Below are 19,536 nucleotides of genomic sequence, written 5' to 3'. Positions count from 1 at the left end.
TACCAATGGTAACCGGTAGCCCCTTCCGCAACCGGGACAGAATAGGTTCTGTACTGACCGGCATATACAGAATCGTCACCCGACATTTGGGTAGTGGGATAGGTTGGCTTACCAACATTAATGGTTTTTGATACTGTAACAGAACCACATTTAGGACTGCTATATGTAGCGTTTAAAACAATATTGCTGTTTGGGTTGTTGTTATTGTTTACGGTTAGGGTAATCTCATTACCATTTATAGAGGTAGTTACCAAATCTGCACCTTCTGAGAGCCACCAAGTGACACTTGTAGCAACAGAAGTAACAGAAAAGGTACGGGAAGAACAAAGGTCCCACCTTCCATAGATCATAGCGTTTGAACAAAAAGCTGAACAATCGGTAGTTTCTATATCTGTACCTATAAGCTCTGATGCCAACCAATCTCCATTTCTCGAATTAAATGAAATGTGTTGTTTGTTATGTGCATTGTCGTTATATTTATCAAATTCAGTTGAAAAATTTATAAATGGACTATTTTTTGGTGCAGTTGGAGGATTTGCTCCAACATAAGCACGTAAATAATCATTATTATACAAAGTCACATTATTTTCACCGATATCTAAAGCACTCGTAGTTGGTATAAAACTAAATTTATCTCGAATGTATAAATTTGAAACTGGTGTAGAACCAATTGTATTTGTGTTAAAAAATCCACCACCATAGCTATCAAAAGGTAAAACGCCATTTGGTTGATTTTTTTGGACATCAGTAATATTCACAGTTACATTAAAAAGCCAAAGAATTTTTTTAGTATAAGAAATCTTACCTTTATAAATTTGATTTCCTGAACCATAAGGTATTGATTTTGCATTGAAATCGACATTATATTTAGATTGGCCAGGAATCATCCCTAAAATAGCAACACCAAAAAAATCTTCATCTAAAAATAATCCACCAATTGTCCCTCCTAATGGGTTGTATATTAAACTTGCCAAATCGCCCCAAAAAGAAAGCCCTTTATCCCATTGATAGTTTACTAAATGGTCGCCAGCATTAAAATCTTGTGTGGTTCCACATTCGCTACCATTACTAATTGCAATATTTCTAGAATTTACAGGATATCCAACACTTCCGGACACCCCTTTGCTTTTTAATTCGTTATAAAATGAAGTATGGATTGAGTTATCAATACTATAATTTAGTGTCGAGAAGTTTTTAACTAATTGTCTTGAAGCAGGTGCATCCAATAAAGACAAATATTCAGAAACACCAAAATTGTTTTCTAATATAGGCACAGTAACAATCCCACCAAATAGTGTTGTATTGGTTTGGATATACTGATTTGTTAAATGTCTGTACATAAATTGGATGCTTACTGGAAGATTAGCCCCTTGTTGTGGTGCATCGTGGCTAATAAACAAACGTGTATCGTGGTTTAAATTGTTTTCTTCCATATCTACTAAAGCATAACGGGAGATAACACCACCCATACTCTGTCCTAAAACCACATTTGGCTCGGTACTGCCATTATTGGCTTTTTGTTGGTTTACCCATTTTATTACTTCCTGTAAGGCATACGCATTACGTTGCATATAATCGACACCATTATTCCAATCTACATAAATAATATCATATTCTTTATTGGAATTATAAATAAGATTTCTTAATTCTATTCCTCCATAAAGCAAATAATCCTTAAAATCTTCATAATCAAAATTTCCATTTATATTTTCAGGCTCCAACACCACACCCAAGTCGAAGCCTTCTGCTACAATCAATGGTTTTTTAATCCCATCGTTATTGGTATCGTCTATCGTTAAATTAACAGAGGCGTATTGTCCAGCATAAGGTGTTGTAGCTGTAATTGAATGTGAATACAAAGTAAAAGTGTTCGTGCCGTTTTGTGTATTTTGAGCATGGTTTCCTCCAAAAGGGATGGTATTTAAACCTTCTTCTATTTTTATCAACGATTGGTTATACAATACGGTATTATCTGAAAGGGTTAATTTATATTTCCAAGTTTTTGTGCCTTCATTGGTGTAGTTTATAGCTACATTTTGATTAAAAGGTATATTAACATACCCTTGTCCATTATCAAAATCTATTTGTATACTTTGTATTACATTTTGATTATTGGAATAAAATATGTTGGAAGGTATTTTAACTTGCAAATTAAATCCTTTATAACTTTTTATAGCAGGTGTCATAGCAAAGGTTTGCTTGGTCTCGTAAGGGTTTTGCCAAACCCCATTTACATACTTGTCGTAAAATTTTCCATTACTATAGGTAAGTTTTCCATTAATAGTGGCATTGTCCTTAAACTTATTGTATTTAAAATATAAGCCAGTAAGCGTAATAATGTTGGTTTCCCTGTTATTTTTTAAACGCATATCAAAAGTATCAGGCGTTACAAAACCAGTAGAAACATTTCTAATCCTACTCGTTAACAAGGTGTTATAAATTTGTTTTAAGGTTGCTAAATTAGTATAAGTACTATCTGTTAAAGTACCATTAAAAGCTGGAACATTTGTAAATTCCATACCATAATCTAATAAAATACCATCTGGGACAAAGTTTTTATTTAAAGGTGCAAACATAGTAGTCATTTGGTTTGCAAAAGTGGTGTTTGTTTCTATTTGTGCTTGAGTCCAATGTGAAACAAAGATAAAACATAGTAATACTGTAATTTTTTTCATAATTTTATAGATTGAATTAAATAATTGTGGTGATTGTTTAATTTATGTATTTGAAAGATTGCCTGCCTTGTAGGTGGTCTTTCTTTTTTTTAATATTTTTTATATTTTTAAGTTAATAGTGCATATCAAAACGCCCTTCTCGAACTTCAATGATTTCTCCATCGCTATTTAAAGCATCAAACCAAAATGTGCCACTTAAAAAAGCATTGTTAAAATCGTGATGGGTTATGGTTAATTCACCTGTTATGGTTGAGGAAGTTGAATAGTAGTTTGGACTAGGGTAACTTTCATGATTAATTATATACTCTCCAAATTTTGAATCTCCTCCATATTCCATAAGTTGATACGTTTGGTTGACTTGTAATTCGGTATTTCCTATATATATATATATATTGTAGTATATATTATTTACTTTTTTAGAAACACCTAAAGCAAAGTCTTCTCCATCCAAATAATGACATACTAATGGCTGTACACTTTGGTTATTTGGTAAAAATGCTTCTCCATTTACTAAACAACCAGCTGTATTTGCACCCGTTTGTGTAGCTGGTGGCAATTGGTCTATGGGGTTTGTGGGTTCATTGTTATCGTCGTCGTTGTTGCAGCAACTACATATTAACGTTATGGCTAAAAGTAAGATTAAGTTTTTCATAAGGCTGTTTTTTTATTTTAGGTTTCAAAAAAATATCTAATTGTGGTGATTGTTTCATTTTATGTATTTTTTGAAAGATTGTTAACTTGTAGGTGGTCTTTCTTTTATAACATATATTAATATTATAAACCTACATAGAAAAACAAAGAATTTTATACGTAGTACTACGTATTTTTCCTGCTTTTCGATGAAATACACTGTTGCTGTTACAGTTTTTCCGTAATTAATTAGATTTTAACATTAAAAAATGCTATACCATATTTTAGAAGTATCTTTTTCCAAGTTAAATTCTTAATCCAAGAATATTGCCATAAATCTTTTTGGAGGGGCTACAGGGATAATAATTGATTATTTGTTATAAAACCGCTCCACAATCTCATCATAACTTTTAATAGTTTTCTTAATCCAATCTAATCGTTTTTCTTGTTGCTCTTCAACTGTCAGTTTCCAATCTATATTAGTTCGTTTTAATTTAGTGGTTACATGTTGTAATATAATAGCAGCAGAAACAGAAATATTTAAACTCTCAGTAAATCCATACATTGGAATTTTTAAGTAACAATCTGCTTGATCGATGACTTCTTGAGAAAGGCCTTCTGTTTCCCTTCCAAAGAAAAAACAAGATTTTTTTGTTACATCAAACTCATGAAGTAAACAATCGTTTGTATGAGGAGTGGTTGCAACAATTTGATACCCCTTATGCTTTAAATCTACAATACATTCTTTTACAGAATGAAACCTATTTAGGTCTACCCATTTTTGAGCACCCATGGCAATTTCCCTATCAATACGTTTAGAGTTTCTTTCTTCAACAATATTTACTTCCTGAATACCAAACACATCACAACTTCTAATTACAGCACTTGTATTATGAAGTTGGTATACATCTTCCGTAGCAACGGTAAAATGCTTGGTTCTTTGGTTTAATACGGTATCAAATCGTTCCCTCCTATTTTCAGTTAAATAGGTTTCTAAATATGCTAAAAGTTTTAAGTCTACCATCTTTTTAAAAACAAATCTAAATATCTCATCAGGTTTTTAGTGTGAGTACTTATCTAATTAGATGTTTGATCCAATATTTCCATGAGCAACAACAGTAGTTAATTGCGTAGCACTTAAATGCACAGTAACATGGCCGTTAACACCTAATATATCCTCATAAACAAAAGCATCTCCATTATCTAAAGTTGCTACATTTGTCTCACTTATTCCTGTATTACTATTTACAGGGTTAAAAGTAAATAGAATATTTCCAGGAGCTGTTATATCATTTGCATAAATATAGGCAGGGTGCACTTCATTAGCAACGGTATCTTGTAAGACAATTATTGCCAAAGATTCACCATTAATCCTTGCATAAAAAGTTACTGTACCACTTACTCCTGGTACGTCAACCTCATTTAAAACATAAGACTTGGAAACCCCTGATAATTCATTTTGACCAATATCTCCTTGAGCAAGCACTGTTCCTAAATTGGTTTGACTTTCATGAACATTAATATACCCATCAAAATCTAATATATCTGCAAACAAAAATGAGTCTCCATTGTCCAAATTAGCTACATTGGTTTGACTAATACCTATATCTCCATCAATAGGATTAAAAGTAAAAGCAATACCCCCACCTTCAATAGCAGTATTATCATGAATGTGTGCTGGATGAACTTCGCCACTTACAGCATTAACTATCTGTATAATTGCAAGAGCCTCCCCATTTTTACGTTGAGAAAAGATAACTGATCCCGATGTTCCTTGTAAATCTTTTTCAGCTAACATATATGTTTTTGTAACTCCAGTTAGGACATTTTGTCCAATATCACCTTGGGCAATACTTTCATTTGGTTGCGAATTGCTCAGCTGCACATTTACATATCCATCAAAATTCAAAAGCTCTTCATAAGTTATAGTGGTTCCATCGTCTAAGTTTGAAAAGGTTGTAGTACTAAAACCTGTATTCCCATTAACAGTTTCCAAGGTAACTGCTACACTTCCTCCTTCTGCAGCTGTGTTATAATTAATAGTAGCTGGATGAGGATTTCCTGTTGGAATACCTGTGAGGCTTAATTCAACAGTTACGGAATCATCGTCGTTTTTAATAAATTTTGCACTACCATCTACATTGTTATCATAAATAGAACTTATTGAATAAGTTTTTGAAGTTAAACTAGAGGGAATAGGTGTTATATTATCGTCTTCACTACATGCTGTTAGTATAACTAAAGACATAAGAAGAACAAAAGGTTTTAAGTTCAGTTTCATAATTAGAATTTAAAGATGTGTAATATTACACATAAAATACAAATTTTTAAAGTGAACATAGGGAGCATTTAAATTTTATTTTATGTGTAGAATTTTATAGTTTCACAAAATGAAACATATGGTTGTACTTACAGGGGCAGGAATAAGTGCCGAAAGTGGCATTAAAACCTTTAGAGATGCCAATGGACTTTGGGAAGGTCATAACGTAATGGAGGTAGCCTCACCACAAGGATTTGCTAAAAACCCCGAGTTGGTTTTAAATTTTTATAATGAAAGACGAAGGCAGTTGTTAACGGTTAATCCCAATGAAGCTCATAATGTTTTAGCTAGTTTAGAATCTGATTATGAGGTAAGCATTATTACTCAAAATGTAGATGACCTACATGAAAGAGCTGGAAGTTCCAATATAATCCATTTACATGGCGAACTACTTAAAATACGAAGCAGTAAAAACCTAGAAGATGTCAGGCCGTGGACAAAAGATCTGAATCTAGGAGATTTATGTGAAAAAGGTCATCAATTAAGACCTCATATTGTTTGGTTTGGCGAAGACGTTCCCATGATAGAACCAGCTATGGATATTTGTGAAACGGCTGATATACTTGTTATTATTGGTACATCTATGCAAGTTTATCCAGCTGCAGGACTAATAAGCTTTGTACCTAATCACGTCCCTATATATTATATAGATCCAAACCCAGCAAAAGTAAGCAATACAAGGGTTACCATCATTCCTGAAACAGCTACCAAAGGGGTAAAAAAACTACTTGAATTACTTTCTTCAAAATAGAAGAATATTTTTTAAGTAAAAGTGACTAGGCTTTTCTATTCTCCTTTTTTGGAGGCATAGTTCCGAACACTTTATCCCAAAATGTATTAGACACTCCAAATGCTTTATCAGGATATTTGTAGTGATGTAAACTATGATGATGCCATAAATCCCTGAAACGTTTAGGAGGACGCATTACATGCGTTGCTCTGTGCACAAAAGAGTACAATAAATAACCTATAAAAAACCCTGGGAAAAAGCCATAAACTAAAGGTGTATATCCAACTATCCAGAAAACAATATAAAATATTCCAAATAAGAAAGAAGCCATTATTATTCCCGGTACTGGTGGCATTAACAACCTATCTTTATCTGCAGGAAAACTATGATGAGCGCCATGCATAATAAAGTGAAATCTTTGAGACCATTTGGCTTCAGTTACCCAATGAAACACATATCGGTGTAACATATATTCGGCAAAAGTCCAAAAGAACAAACCAAATACAAATAAACCCAAGAAAGCCCATACGTTTAATCCTATAACTCCGATAGCCAAGTAAATTAATAAAGCATTTACCAATCCGTAAACTATAATATTTGATATTGGATCTGTTTTAGTTAAACGCTCCAAAATTGGATTCTTAAAAATTTCTGCTTGACCAGTTTGAAAATCAGTTGTTACTCCAGGTTTCATAATATCATTTTATCCAATTTACAAAATAAAATAAAATATAAGATACTTATTACAAACTATCTAGAATAGTTAGGTGATTCATTGGTGATAGTTACATCATGTGGATGACTTTCGTTAATACCAGAGGCAGTTATTTTAATAAACTGTCCGGTTTCCTTTAAAGTTTCCACATCTTTTGCTCCGCAATATCCCATTCCTGCTCTTAAACCGCCAATAAATTGATGGATGCTTTCAAACAACTCTCCTTTGTATGGTACGCGACCAACAATACCTTCTGGAACCAGTTTTTTAATATCATCTTCCACATCTTGGAAATAACGATCTTTACTGCCTTCCTTCATGGCTTCAACAGACCCCATTCCTCTATAGGCTTTATATTTTCTTCCTTCGTAAATTATAGTTTCTCCAGGACTTTCTTTTGTTCCTGCTAGTAAAGAACCTAGCATCACGCAATCTGCTCCTGCAGCTATTGCTTTCGGAATATCTCCGGTATAACGAATTCCTCCATCAGCAATTACTGGCACGCCAGACCCTTTAATAGCTGAAGCCACCTCTAATACAGCTGAAAATTGTGGGTAACCAACTCCTGCTACTACTCGAGTAGTACAAATAGAACCAGGACCTATTCCAACTTTAATAGCATCGGCACCGGCTTCAACTAAATACTTAGCTGCCGCTGCTGTAGCTATATTTCCTACAATAACTTCCAACTCTGGGAACTTAGCTTTTACCTTTTTCAATACATCTACCACACCTTTAGTATGTCCGTGTGCAGTGTCAATAATTACGGCATCTACTCCAGACTTAACCAAAGCTTCGGTACGTTCAACTACATCGGCAGTAACCCCTAAAGCTGCAGCTACTCGTAATCGTCCGTAAATATCTTTATTAGAATTAGGTTTCTGGGTAAGTTTTGTTATATCTCTAAAAGTAATTAAACCGGCTAATTTAAATTCATCATCAACAATTAGAAGTTTTTCAATTTTGTGTTCTTGCAAAATAACTTCAGCTTGCTGTAAGGAAGTTCCAACTGGAGCAGTTACCAACCTTTCTCTGGTCATAACTTCAACAATAGGTCGTTCTCCAATTTTTTCAAACCGCAAATCTCTATTGGTTACGATTCCTTTTAAAGTACCTTCATTATCCACAATTGGTATACCTCCAATACTATGTTCAGCCATACTTTGTTTAGCATCTATAACTTTTGCATCGGTAGTAAGTGTTACTGGATCTGTAATTAGTCCACTTTCGGCACGCTTTACTTTTCTTACTTCATTGGCTTGTTTGGCAATGGACATATTTTTATGAAGTACACCAATTCCTCCTTCACGAGCCATAGCAATAGCCATAGCGCTTTCTGTTACCGTATCCATAGCTGCAGAAACTATTGGAATATTGATGGTAATATTTCTAGTAAATTTTGTTTGTATATTAACTTCTCGAGGTAAGACTTCTGAAAAAGCTGGAATTAAAAGGACGTCGTCGTAGGTTAAACCTTCTCCTACAATTTTGTTTTCGTGTGCTGTCATGTTGCAATTAGGTATATAATTGCATGCAAATGTACAATATTTATAGGGAAAATAGTTTCAAGTTTTTCTTAAATTATTTATATTTTTCTTGGCAATACGGACGCAATGTGTTTAATGCGTATTGATAGCGATTTTCTTTATCGGATAAATCCCCGGAAAAAGCTACTTCTTTGGGTACTATCAACCTATATACTCCTTTTCCTTTTGCCATTCTATCAATGGTTCTTAAAGTTTTCGCATCAATTTCAGTATAGATATCTTGTAACCAATCGTGCTGCTCTTTTCGAATTAAAACTTCATCCCATAAATAAGCTTCTTTTACCGTTAAAGTTTTTTCTGAAAAAAATAGTGTTTTAATTTTTTCAAAAGCTTTAACAAAAACCGTATTACTTCCTTTAACAGCATAGAGTTTCACCTCCTTTCTTATAAAAATATTAAAAGGAAATGATTGTGTGATTTTTAGTTTATTGGAAATAAAATAAGCCATTTTTGGCCAGACCACCTGAAGGTTTCTTTCATCCAAGGAATTATAAAGCCATAGATAGAAATCTGTTCGTTGTTGAATGGTTTGATACTCTAGAGGAAGATTATGCTGGAGGTTATAAATATTTGCTTGTTGCCAAACCAAGCTATTGCTTTTTCTGTCTTTGCGTAACCAGTCGGATGGTCCTAATTGATTCTTACCTGATTCTTCTTGATAACTTTTTAAACTTTGATATTCCTTTGAATAGCCTAAGGTTGTTATGGTGAATATTAGTAAAAATAAATATGACTTCATATTGGTTGGATGAAGCATAAATTTACAAGAATAATCTAAACTTTCAGTTTTTTGAAATTAATAATTGTTTTAAAATTATTACTATAGATAATGTAAAGGTAAGTGTCATTAATATCCCTGAAATCATAACTATATACTTCATCCATAAAAGTCCTGACCAAAGTAAATATAGACCTCCAAAAGTAAGAAGGACAGACAAGAAAGGTTCTGCTATTAAAAACAATTTTAATTGCTTATTTAATTTGGTTGTACTTAATATTATACCAACTAAAAAGAAAATAATAGACATTGATAATATATGATTATGAACCAAAGTAAGCATTTCTTGCTCGCTTTTTTTAAACTTCATAACAAGGGCATCTTCATTGTTTTCATTTCCTAAATACTGTTCTTCAATACCATGAGGATTAGGTGTTGCTGTCTCTCCTACAAAGAGTAGTCCCGTATAAAAACCAACACTTAATACAATTATAAAAGCAGCAATTAAGAGTTTTATTTCTTTAGGAAAGGTATATATTAAGCCGTTGATTTGCATATTAAATAATGTCTTTAGAATGAAGAATTTTAAGCGATTTCAACAAATTGTTCATAGCAGTGGTCATGGATCGTACAGAAATAGTAGCCCCGGAAATCGCCATGATGTTATCACCATATCGTAAATCGTCGTTTTGGGTTTTTCCTATAAATTGTTTTAACCAACGTTTACTTCCAATTTCTCCACCGTAATCTTCTCTATACACCAAAACTTTTGAATTTAAAACAACAAGTTTAGGGTCTAATAATACTAAGTAATCAAATTCGTCCGTTTTACTTGGAGCTTTAGATACATAAGCATAACCGATTAATTTATTACTGGCATGAATTTTAAAAAAGTTGTCTACATTAAACTCAGAAGGTAAACCAGCGGCAACATCTTTTGAAATAATAAAAGGGTCAAGCTTAAAAGCTGATATTTGAAAGGTATCAACTATTTCTTTATCAACTTTTTTCTGAATATTTTTAGGCAACCCAATAACTTGAAGTGTTATAAAAACAAGAAGAATAATGGTGTATTTCAAATTCATGCTACAAAGATATTTAAATGTTTAGTGATAACAACTAAAGTGCCAAAATAGCTAGAGAGAAAAAAAAATCACCTCTAGCTATCTGACAAATAAAAATTAAATGATTTTATTAAAACCAGACTCCAATACCAAAATTTAATTGATTTGGAAGACTGTTATTTGCTGCATCACTTTTAAATTGATAATCTCCCTTTAGAACGGCTCCTGGTGCTATTTTATATGATAAACCTAAAGTCCACTCACTCCTATTAAAAGCGTCATTTACTAATAAATTTCCTTCTACCGATGCGTTTGTATCATATTCTTCGTAACGAGCGAAAGCATATAGTTGCTGTTGTTTTGTTAAAGGCAATAAATTATAAGATCCTTCCAAATACCAACCTTGCATAGCACTACCTAAACCTTTAGTAGGGTCTGTTTCTAAGTCGTAATACAATTCGTTATACGCTTCCGTATCAGACAAACCAGAATAAACAAATTGTCCACGAGCTGCAAAACGTTTGTAGGCATAACGAGCATCTAAACCAACCATGGTTAAACCAACGCTAGAACCTTCAAGCTCTTCTACATCATCTTCAGCTTGAGAACGACCAACATAACCAGATAATCCTAAACGTAAACCTGGTAATCCATAGTAATCTAGTTTAGCAGAAAAGTTAGGCGAATCTACCGTAGATTGTATTCCTTTTTGTCTTCCACTTCTTAAACCATCTTTTCCTCCTAAAAGTTTAGATCCATTCACCGAAGTAAATCCAGTAAAAACATAAGCTTGGTAACGTAATGAAGCATCATCTAAGGTACCTGCTACACCAACTCCAATTTCTCTCCAAGTACTTGGAACAATACTCTTGTCCATACTTGGTCGCTCTACACCATTAAAAGTTGTAGGTTCATGATACTCATTAATAATTCCCATTGGAACAATCATTAAACCACCACGAAGATTTAGATTATCTGTTAAACTGTATTGTAAAAAAGCTTGTTCAACAAAAACTTCATTCACGTGTTCGAATTCAACTTCTGTCACAAATTGTACTTTATCATTAAACTTATAACCGAATAATAAAACTAAACGTTGAACATCAAGTTCTCCGTTATCTCCTTCTGGCTGGTTATATGTTATTTCTCCATATCCACCTACAGTAACACCCGAGCTTATATTACCAGACAAAATTCTCTGAGCGGAATTCTCTTGTTGTTTGGGGTTTGTATATAATGAATCTGGAACGGTTTGGGAAAAAGTAATAGCTGAAATTAACAAGGCTACTACCGATAATATATTTTTCATTTTTTGTTTATTTAAATAATATTCTATTTAGATTAGTTATAAATAATAAATTATTCGGCAAAAATGGAATAGGATTTTAAATACACAAAACTTATTTAGATTAATTTAAAATAAAAAATAAACAAAATTTCTAACTAATTAAAAACAAGAAAATTAAACTTGAGAAAATTTAGTGGTAAATTGAGAAAATTTTGGTTGCTTCATTATAAGCGCTCTCAAAACTTAAAGCATTTAGGTCTGAAACCTTATTTTGAGTGAAATAAGATAGTAGTTTTTCCGTAGGCATATTCCCTGTTAACTCGTCTTTAGCCATAGGACAACCGCCAAACCCTTGAATAGCACCATCAAAACGTTTACAACCAGCTTTATAAGCTGCGTCTACTTTTTCAAACCAGGTAGTTGGTGTGGTGTGCAAGTGCGCTCCAAACTCTATTTTTGGGTATTTTGGAATTAAATTTGAAAACAAGTAATTGATATTTTCAGGGTTTGAGCTCCCCACAGTATCACTAAGAGAAAGAATTTTAACGCCCATATTAGATAGTTTTTCCGTCCACTCTCCTACTATATCAACATCCCAAGGATCGCCATAAGGGTTTCCAAATCCCATTGAAATATAAACAACTACTTCCTTATTTGTTTTATCGGCAATCTCAAGAATTTCGTTTAAAGTTATAACCGATTCGGCAATAGTTTTATGCGTATTTCGCATTTGAAAATTTTCCGAAATAGAAAAAGGATAACCTAAATAATCAATAGGTTTGTGGATTGAAGCCTCTTGAGCGCCTCGAGTGTTAGCAATAATAGCTAACAATTTACTTTTTGTTTTACTAAGGTCCAACTGGTCTAAAACCTGAGCTGTATCAACCATTTGAGGAATGGCTTTTGGTGATACGAAACTTCCAAAGTCGATAGTATCGAATCCAACACGTAGTAACGACTGGATGTATTGTACTTTTTCTTTTGTGGGAATAAAATCCCTAATGCCTTGCATGGCATCTCTAGGACATTCTATAATTTTCACGTCTTGCATCGGCCCAAAGATAAGAATTCCTTTGAAGAAGTAATATTTCCTATATAAAAAAACACCTAAGAAATAGATTTTTATCGACTATATCTAAATGCAGTTGAAAAGGTGAAGTTTACAGTTAAAAAATAGTGGCCTTTTATATGCTAATTTATAAAAGTCCACTAATAAACTACTCACATTTTGCTAAAACCTTATTTGCAAGCTGTATTGCCAGCTTTCGGTTTTCATTTGGGTTACTACTTATTTTTAAAACAATATAAAACTTGGCTTTTCCAGCAAGCACAGCTAATTCGCCTCCATAAGTTTCATTCCACTTATACCAAGCACTCGATCCAAGATCATCTACAAAATCCCAATGCACTCTTGCTCTAACTTTCATAAGATTTTTTCCAGCACTTTTAATATCGTCGCTCTGCTTATTTAAATTAGCTTGAATTTTTTCCAACTCCTCATCAGATAGCTCTTTGTATGCCATATTAAAGGTGCTAATGGCGGATTCCATGTCCGTTTTATCAGATATAAATTTAAGGTTTTTTATACCCATGGTGTTTTTATCAGGATTCTTTATTTTCATTCCTGAAATTTCTAAATCTACATCTGGTCTATCACTAGGCCACATAAAAATATATTCACCATAACTTCCTGCTCGCAGCTCTTCCTTTGCATTGGTAAAGTCTATTGGGTAAACCGAAGCCATTTCCTCCTTAGTCAGTAGCGATTGATAGTCGTCTTGGTGTTTTTTTAAACAATCGTAAGATACATTGTTGATTGCTTTAATTTTCTTTGTAGATTCAATTTCAGAACCCATTCCTGAAGACTCTTTACTACCTGAATTACAAGAGAAAAGTACAAAAGCAATTCCTGTTAGAAATATTATTTTTTTCATAATAAATTATTAGCTTGGTTAACTACTAATTTACATTTAATAATATAAAATCCAAGCTTAATTAAAGAATTAAAAAATACAAACCAAATATGGATGAGTGATTTTGAGAAGTTTAAGTTGTAATTATATAAAGAGCTATACCTACAAAAACCAAAATCTGAAGCCATTTTAAGAAATACCCTATTCCCCTTTTCTGTAAAATAACTGTAGAAATCCGTCCTGCCATTAGGGCAATACTACTAAAAGTAAGAAATGAAACAAGCATAAAGGTGATTCCTAAAACATAAAATTGAATAACAGTATTTCCTTCTTTATTCCAAAGAAAAGCCGGGAAAAATGCTAAAAAGAAAATCATGACTTTGGGATTTAACAAATTCATGATTACTCCTGTTCTAAATAATTGAAAATATGATTTCTTTGGAGCATTACCTATTAAGGAAATATTTTCATCACTCTTATAAACTTTATATGCTAGATAAAACAAATAACAGGCCCCCAAAATTTTAATTCCATAAAATATTTCTTCGGAAGCCGTAATAATTGCAGAAATCCCAAATGCCAATAGTGTTGTGTGAACAATGCAACCACTAATTAAACCTGCTGTTGTTGCAATTCCACTTTTTGTCCCATTTACTAAAGATTGGGTAAGCACATAAATATTGTCTGGTCCAGGGGAAATGGCCAATGCTAAGGTTGCTAAAGAAAATGAAATTAGTGTTTCTATCATAATAACATGGAACGAATGCTACAAACTTATCTCCTTTTTAAAATAGCCTTATTAATATCCTTAATCAATTTTGGTCCTTCGTAAATAAACCCAGTATATAGTTGAATTAAATCTGCTCCTGCATCTAATTTCTCTAACGCATCGTTTGCTGAATGAATCCCTCCTACTCCAATAATTGGAAATGCTTTATTACTTTTTTCAGACAAAAAACGAATAACTTCTGTAGAACGACTTGTTAATGGTTTACCACTTAAACCTCCAACTTCTTCTTTATTTTTACTTGTTAAACCTTCTCTAGAGATAGTTGTATTTGTAGCTATAACACCATCAATTTTAGTATCATTAACAATATCAATTATATCCAACAATTGACTATCCGTTAAATCAGGTGCTATTTTTAATAGTATAGGCTTCTGCTTATTCTTTCTAACATTTTCATCTTTTAAAACTTGTAGAAGTTTTGTTAAAGGTTCTTTATCTTGAAGTTCCCTAAGATTTGGAGTGTTTGGTGAACTTACATTCACAACAAAATAATCTACATAATCAAACAAAGCATGAAAGCAAATTTTATAATCTTCTACAGCTTCATTATTTGGTGTTATTTTATTTTTGCCAATATTTCCACCTATTAAAACATTTTTGTTTTTTTTCAAGCGCTCAACAGCTTCTTTCACCCCTCCATTGTTAAACCCCATTCTATTTATTATGGCGGAATCTGATTTTAGCCTAAACAAGCGTTTTTTGGGGTTTCCGTCTTGAGCTTTCGGGGTTAAAGTTCCTATTTCTACAAAACCAAAACCAAGATTTCCCAATTCGCTGTACAGCTTGGCATCTTTATCAAAACCAGCAGCTAGACCAACAGGATTTTTAAAAGTTAATCCAAATAAGTTTCTCTCTAATCGTTTGTCTTCAACTAAATACAAACTTCTTAAAACGTTAGGAAATAAAGGAATCTTACTTACAAACCGAAGTAAGGAAAAAGTAAAATGATGAATTTTTTCTGGATCGAAAAGAAAAAAGATCGGTCTTATCAATAACTTATACATAGTAGTTGCGTTGTTGGGCAAAAATACTATTCATTTGATTAAAAATGCTAACATTAGTTTTATAAATTATTGGTATTTTTGAAAATCCAAAAAACATATATTTTTCTTTAATAAAAAACTATTCAAATGATAGAGAAACAACATATTATAGACCGATTTATAAGCTATGTAACCATTGATACAGAATCAGACCCTAAGAGCGACACAACTCCTAGTTCTGAAAAACAATGGGACTTAGCCAATAAATTGGCTGAAGAATTAAAAACTATTGGAATGCACGATGTGAGCATTGATGAAAACGCATACATTATGGCAACTTTACCAAGCAATGTAGATCATGAAGTTCCAACTATTGGCTTTATATCTCATTTCGATACTTCACCGGATTTTACGGGAGCTAATGTTAAACCACAGATTGTTGATGATTACGATGGTAAAGACATTGTTTTAAATGAAGAACAAAACATTGTATTGTCTCCAGATTATTTTGAAGACTTATTAATGTACAAAGGCCAAACCTTAATAACTACCGATGGCACAACTCTTTTAGGAGCCGATGATAAAGCAGGAATTACTGAAATAGTTTCAGCTATGGAGTATTTAATCAATCATCCAGAAATTAAACATGGTCCAATACGAGTTGGATTTACTCCTGATGAAGAAATTGGTCGTGGTGCACACAAATTCGATGTTGAAAAATTTGGAGCAGATTGGGCTTACACCATGGATGGTAGCCAAGTTGGGGAATTAGAATATGAAAACTTTAATGCCGCTGGAGCAGTGGTAAAAATTAAAGGGAAAATTGTTCATCCTGGTTATGCAAAAGGAAAACTAATTAACTCCATGTACATTGCTACTGAATTTATAAATTCTTTACCAAGACTTGAAACTCCTGAACATACAGAAGGATACGAAGGGTTTTTCCATTTATATTCCATTAATGGAGAAGTTGAAGAAACCGTTTTGGAGTATATAATTCGTGACCATGACATGCAACATTTTGAAGCAAGAAAAGAAATGATGCAAAAATTAACGAACGATATTAATGAACAATATGGAAGAGAGGTTGTAAGTATTGAAATAAAAGATCAGTACTACAATATGAAAGAAAAGGTAGAGCCTGTTATGCATATTGTAGATATAGCTGAAGAAGCTATGAAACAAGTAGGTATAAAACCTTTAATTAAAGCTATTCGTGGAGGTACTGATGGATCTCAACTAAGTTATATGGGCTTACCTTGTCCGAATATTTTTGCAGGAGGACACAACTTCCATGGAAGATATGAGTATGTTCCTGTTGAAAGTATTATAAAGGCTACGGAGGTTATTTGTAAAATAGCTGAGTTAACAGCTCAAAAAGAAATATAATAAACCATTATAAGTTTCTTCTAGCTGCAAAGATGACAATTTTAGTTAGGTATCTAATATCAACTAAATGTAATGTAGGAAAATTAATAATGTTTAAAACTAAAGATTAAGTTTACTATGAAAAAAGCAAATTCTGTTGAAGAGTATATAGAAAACAACCATCATTTTCATGAAGCTTTAGTAACATTAAGACAGATTATAAATTCTACAGAGCTAGAAGAAACTCTTAAATGGAATGCTCCTACTTATGAATTAGGAGGAAAAAAGGTATTGGCCATAGGTGCCTTTAAAAACCATTTTGGTATTTGGTTTTTTAATGGGGTGTTTTTAAAAGATAAAAAACAACTTTTGGAACAAGCCCAAAAAACAACCAAGGGATTAAGGCAAATGCGTTTTCATTCTATTCAAGACATTGATAAAAATGTTGTATTAAGTTATATAAAGGAAGCAATAGAAAACCAAAAATTAGGCAAAGAAATAAAACCTGAAAGAAAAGGGAAAACGGTAATTATTCCACAAGAGTTAAAAAAGGAGTTGAAAGCTGACCCTGCTTTTTTTGAAGCCTTTAACCTGTTAACACCAGGAAAACAACGTGAATACTGTGAACACATTGATTCGGCTAAACGGGAAGCTACTAAACTATCAAGGCTAGAAAAAATAAAACCTATGGTATTAAAAGGGATAGGACTACACGATAAGTACAAAAATTGCTAAGCAATAATAAGTACAATTCCATATAAAAAAATTAAGGATTTGTTTAATTGAACTGACTGTTTCATATCAACCTACCTTCTATCAAAGGAAAAATTCAGAACAAAAACATATTGAAAATAAAAAAGTCACTCAAAACATGAGTGACTTTTTTTATAAATATAGATTGAGTAAATTACTTTTTCGCTTCAACAGCAGGTGCATTCAATTTCTTACTCATTTCCATTGAAATTGCAGATTTATCGAATTTGATTTTTCCAGCTAATGTTTCAATAACACAGCTATCATCAGCATCGTTAAGTTCTACAACTTTACCATGCATACCACTTTTAGTAATTACTTTATCGCCACGTTTTAATTCGGCAGCGAACTTTTTTTCTTGTTTTTGACGTTTCATTTGCGGTGCAATCATAAAGAAATACACAACGGCAAACATTAAAATAAACGGCAAAAAGCTACTAATTCCTTCTCCCATTTAATTAATCGTGGTTATGACCTTCGTGTCCTGGTTGTGTACTTGATTTCACAGCAGCTGGCGCTCCCATTGGAGTTTGAGCTTGAGCTGGAGTAACTGCTTTGTTTGGATCTGGTTTAACAAAAGCAGAAATCCTAACTGTTTCTGTACCTGATTCTGTATTAGCAGTAATAGTTACTGTTTTAGATACTTTATTTGCTCCTGTTCCGTTAAATTGTACAGTAAAATGTCCAGATTCACCTGGGTTTAATGGTTGTTTGCTCCAATCTTGAGGAACAGTACATCCACATGAACTTTTAATATCTGTAATTACTAAAGGAGACTCCCCTGTATTTGTGTAATTGAAAACTGTTTCAACATTCTGTCTAGCCTCAATTTCACCAAAATCATGTTCTTTTTTATCAAAAGTAATAACAGGAAATTTTGAAGAGTTTGCGTCTCTTTCCGCCGCTACTGCAACGTTCTCTTCATTGATTTTTTTTGAAGCATCTTCTTTACAAGACGAAAATGCTATTAAACATAGAGCAGATAGCCCCAAAATTGCTTTTTTCATTTTTAATTTATTTTTTTATTTAATGTGTAAAAGTAGTAATAATTTCTAACTACATCAACCCTCTTCCGGTTTTATTTAAAGTATCGCTTTCTTGATATTCTTTAATAAGCTTATCTAAAATTCCATTTATAAAAATGCTGCTTTTAGGTGTAGAATATTCTTTAGCTATTTCTAAATATTCGTTAATTGTTACTTTAACAGGAATAGATGGGAATTTTTGGATTTCACAAATAGCCATTTTTAACAATACTGTGTCTAAACTTGCTATTCTTTCTGCATCCCAGTTTTGAGTTTTCTCTTCTATGATAGCTGAGAATTTAGATTGGTTTAAAAGTGTTTTTTTAAACAAATCTACTGCGTATTCCTTATCATCCAAATCCTTATATAATTTCGGTACAAAATGCGCAGAAGCTGATTGCGGCTTAACTTTTCGAAGAAGTTTTAAGATAGCTGTATTTACAACTGGTAAATCGTCCAACCAAGTTAAATTTTTATCTTCTAAATAATCATAAAGTTTATCGTTAGGCGCAACAATATCTGTAAAAACATCTACAACAAAATCTTTATCTTCTTTAAAGGTTGATGTTGTAGTCTGCATATATTGCTCATACAAATCACTAGCTAAAATTTCGCGGAAAATAATATCTACATACTCAGAATCTAGTTCCCAATTAGATATTTTTCTTTGCTCTAATTCATCTAACAGCAACACATTATTTTTTAACATTAAAAGCACTTCATTGTTTACTAGCTTTTTGTTAAAATTTTTGTCTTTGGCAGTCGCTAAAAGTTTTTTACTAGTTTTTTCTGCGTGGTCTTCAGCTTTTTTCTGAACCTCGATAAGTAAAGAGATTAATAATAAATATAGGTTGTATATATTATCTAAACTGTGGATTAAGAATCTTTGTTCTTTATCAAAACTATCGCTTTCTCCTCCTTTAAAGGAATAAATAGTTTGCATGACTTTTATTCTAATGTGTCTTCTGTTAAGCATATGTACAAAGAACTAAATGTTTCAATATTAAATTGTAATTA

At 32.5% G+C, this 19,536-nt stretch carries 20 protein-coding genes; 3 read left to right on the top strand and 17 right to left on the bottom strand.

Going from position 1 to position 19,536, the window contains the following annotated elements; genetic code table 11:
- From VKY41_RS06125 to VKY41_RS06110, 4 genes are all read right to left on the bottom strand, one after another.
- Positions 1 to 2,675: lipase family protein (locus VKY41_RS06125; protein ID WP_500813558.1), on the bottom strand; the 2,675-nt coding region annotated here is incomplete at its 3' end.
- 112 nt (positions 2,676 to 2,787) lie between these two features.
- Positions 2,788 to 3,327, bottom strand: coding sequence for a Riean_0653 family protein (locus VKY41_RS06120; protein WP_500813557.1), 540 nt, complete (start codon positions 3,325 to 3,327; stop codon positions 2,788 to 2,790).
- Between the two features lie 348 nt (positions 3,328 to 3,675).
- Complete coding sequence (locus VKY41_RS06115; protein ID WP_500813556.1) at positions 3,676 to 4,329, bottom strand: TrmH family RNA methyltransferase; 654 nt, start codon at positions 4,327 to 4,329, stop codon at positions 3,676 to 3,678.
- A gap of 57 nt (positions 4,330 to 4,386) precedes the next feature.
- Positions 4,387 to 5,586 carry a CHRD domain-containing protein gene (locus VKY41_RS06110; RefSeq protein WP_500813555.1) on the bottom strand — a complete coding sequence of 400 codons (1,200 nt, stop codon included), beginning with the start codon at positions 5,584 to 5,586 and terminating at the stop codon, positions 4,387 to 4,389.
- A gap of 109 nt (positions 5,587 to 5,695) precedes the next feature.
- Here VKY41_RS06110 and VKY41_RS06105 point away from each other — a divergent pair, with 109 nt between their 5' ends.
- Positions 5,696 to 6,376, top strand: coding sequence for an SIR2 family NAD-dependent protein deacylase (locus VKY41_RS06105; protein ID WP_500813554.1), 681 nt, complete (start codon positions 5,696 to 5,698; stop codon positions 6,374 to 6,376).
- Between the two features lie 25 nt (positions 6,377 to 6,401).
- Here VKY41_RS06105 and VKY41_RS06100 read toward each other — a convergent pair whose 3' ends face one another.
- The 10 genes from VKY41_RS06100 to VKY41_RS06055 all read right to left on the bottom strand — a co-directional run bounded on the left by VKY41_RS06100 (position 6,402) and on the right by VKY41_RS06055 (position 15,394).
- Positions 6,402 to 7,049, bottom strand: a complete 648-nt coding sequence (locus VKY41_RS06100; RefSeq protein WP_500813553.1) for a sterol desaturase family protein — start codon at positions 7,047 to 7,049, stop codon at positions 6,402 to 6,404.
- A 56-nt stretch (positions 7,050 to 7,105) separates the two neighbouring features.
- Positions 7,106 to 8,578 carry an IMP dehydrogenase gene (guaB, locus tag VKY41_RS06095; protein WP_500813552.1) on the bottom strand — a complete coding sequence of 491 codons (1,473 nt, stop codon included), beginning with the start codon at positions 8,576 to 8,578 and terminating at the stop codon, positions 7,106 to 7,108.
- A 73-nt stretch (positions 8,579 to 8,651) separates the two neighbouring features.
- A complete protein-coding gene (locus VKY41_RS06090) occupies positions 8,652 to 9,356 on the bottom strand; it encodes an Insecticidal toxin complex protein (protein ID WP_500813551.1) in 705 nt (234 codons plus the stop codon).
- 43 nt (positions 9,357 to 9,399) lie between these two features.
- A complete protein-coding gene (locus VKY41_RS06085; protein ID WP_500813550.1) occupies positions 9,400 to 9,891 on the bottom strand; it encodes an Aq_1264-related membrane protein in 492 nt (163 codons plus the stop codon).
- A gap of 1 nt (position 9,892) precedes the next feature.
- Positions 9,893 to 10,420, bottom strand: a complete 528-nt coding sequence (locus tag VKY41_RS06080; RefSeq protein ID WP_500813549.1) for an FMN-binding protein — start codon at positions 10,418 to 10,420, stop codon at positions 9,893 to 9,895.
- Positions 10,421 to 10,529: 109 nt separating this feature from the next.
- Positions 10,530 to 11,708 carry a porin gene (locus tag VKY41_RS06075; RefSeq protein ID WP_500813548.1) on the bottom strand — a complete coding sequence of 393 codons (1,179 nt, stop codon included), beginning with the start codon at positions 11,706 to 11,708 and terminating at the stop codon, positions 10,530 to 10,532.
- Positions 11,709 to 11,877: 169 nt separating this feature from the next.
- Entirely contained in the window at positions 11,878 to 12,738 is an 861-nt protein-coding gene (locus VKY41_RS06070) for a hydroxymethylglutaryl-CoA lyase (protein ID WP_500813547.1), read from the bottom strand.
- Positions 12,739 to 12,904: 166 nt separating this feature from the next.
- A complete protein-coding gene (locus VKY41_RS06065; RefSeq protein ID WP_500813546.1) occupies positions 12,905 to 13,621 on the bottom strand; it encodes a hypothetical protein in 717 nt (238 codons plus the stop codon).
- A 112-nt stretch (positions 13,622 to 13,733) separates the two neighbouring features.
- Positions 13,734 to 14,348 (bottom strand): LysE family translocator, encoded by a 615-nt coding sequence (locus VKY41_RS06060; RefSeq protein WP_500813545.1) that lies wholly within the window; start codon positions 14,346 to 14,348, stop codon positions 13,734 to 13,736.
- Positions 14,349 to 14,374: 26 nt separating this feature from the next.
- Entirely contained in the window at positions 14,375 to 15,394 is a 1,020-nt protein-coding gene (locus VKY41_RS06055; RefSeq protein WP_500813544.1) for a quinone-dependent dihydroorotate dehydrogenase, read from the bottom strand.
- Between the two features lie 126 nt (positions 15,395 to 15,520).
- On the opposite strand from VKY41_RS06055, the gene pepT reads away from it, so the two are divergent.
- Together pepT and VKY41_RS06045 are read left to right on the top strand one after the other, a co-directional pair.
- Positions 15,521 to 16,762: a peptidase T gene (pepT, locus tag VKY41_RS06050; RefSeq protein WP_500813543.1), complete on the top strand. Its 1,242-nt coding sequence runs from the start codon at positions 15,521 to 15,523 to the stop codon at positions 16,760 to 16,762.
- Between the two features lie 117 nt (positions 16,763 to 16,879).
- Positions 16,880 to 17,476, top strand: coding sequence for a YdeI/OmpD-associated family protein (locus VKY41_RS06045; protein WP_500813542.1), 597 nt, complete (start codon positions 16,880 to 16,882; stop codon positions 17,474 to 17,476).
- A 172-nt stretch (positions 17,477 to 17,648) separates the two neighbouring features.
- Here the strand turns inward: VKY41_RS06045 and yajC are convergent, their stop codons facing one another.
- From yajC to nusB, 3 genes are read right to left on the bottom strand one after another with little or no spacing between them, the layout of a single operon-like run.
- Positions 17,649 to 17,948, bottom strand: a complete 300-nt coding sequence (yajC, locus tag VKY41_RS06040; RefSeq protein ID WP_500813541.1) for a preprotein translocase subunit YajC — start codon at positions 17,946 to 17,948, stop codon at positions 17,649 to 17,651.
- Positions 17,949 to 17,952: 4 nt separating this feature from the next.
- Entirely contained in the window at positions 17,953 to 18,501 is a 549-nt protein-coding gene (locus VKY41_RS06035; RefSeq protein WP_500813540.1) for a DUF1573 domain-containing protein, read from the bottom strand.
- Between the two features lie 49 nt (positions 18,502 to 18,550).
- Positions 18,551 to 19,462, bottom strand: a complete 912-nt coding sequence (gene nusB, locus VKY41_RS06030; RefSeq protein WP_500813539.1) for a transcription antitermination factor NusB — start codon at positions 19,460 to 19,462, stop codon at positions 18,551 to 18,553.
- Positions 19,463 to 19,536: the final 74 nt, after the last annotated feature.

This window comes from Xanthomarina sp., assembly GCF_035306605.1.
Taxonomy (GTDB): domain Bacteria; phylum Bacteroidota; class Bacteroidia; order Flavobacteriales; family Flavobacteriaceae; genus Xanthomarina.
This window is presented reverse-complemented; position numbering and strand designations above follow the sequence as displayed.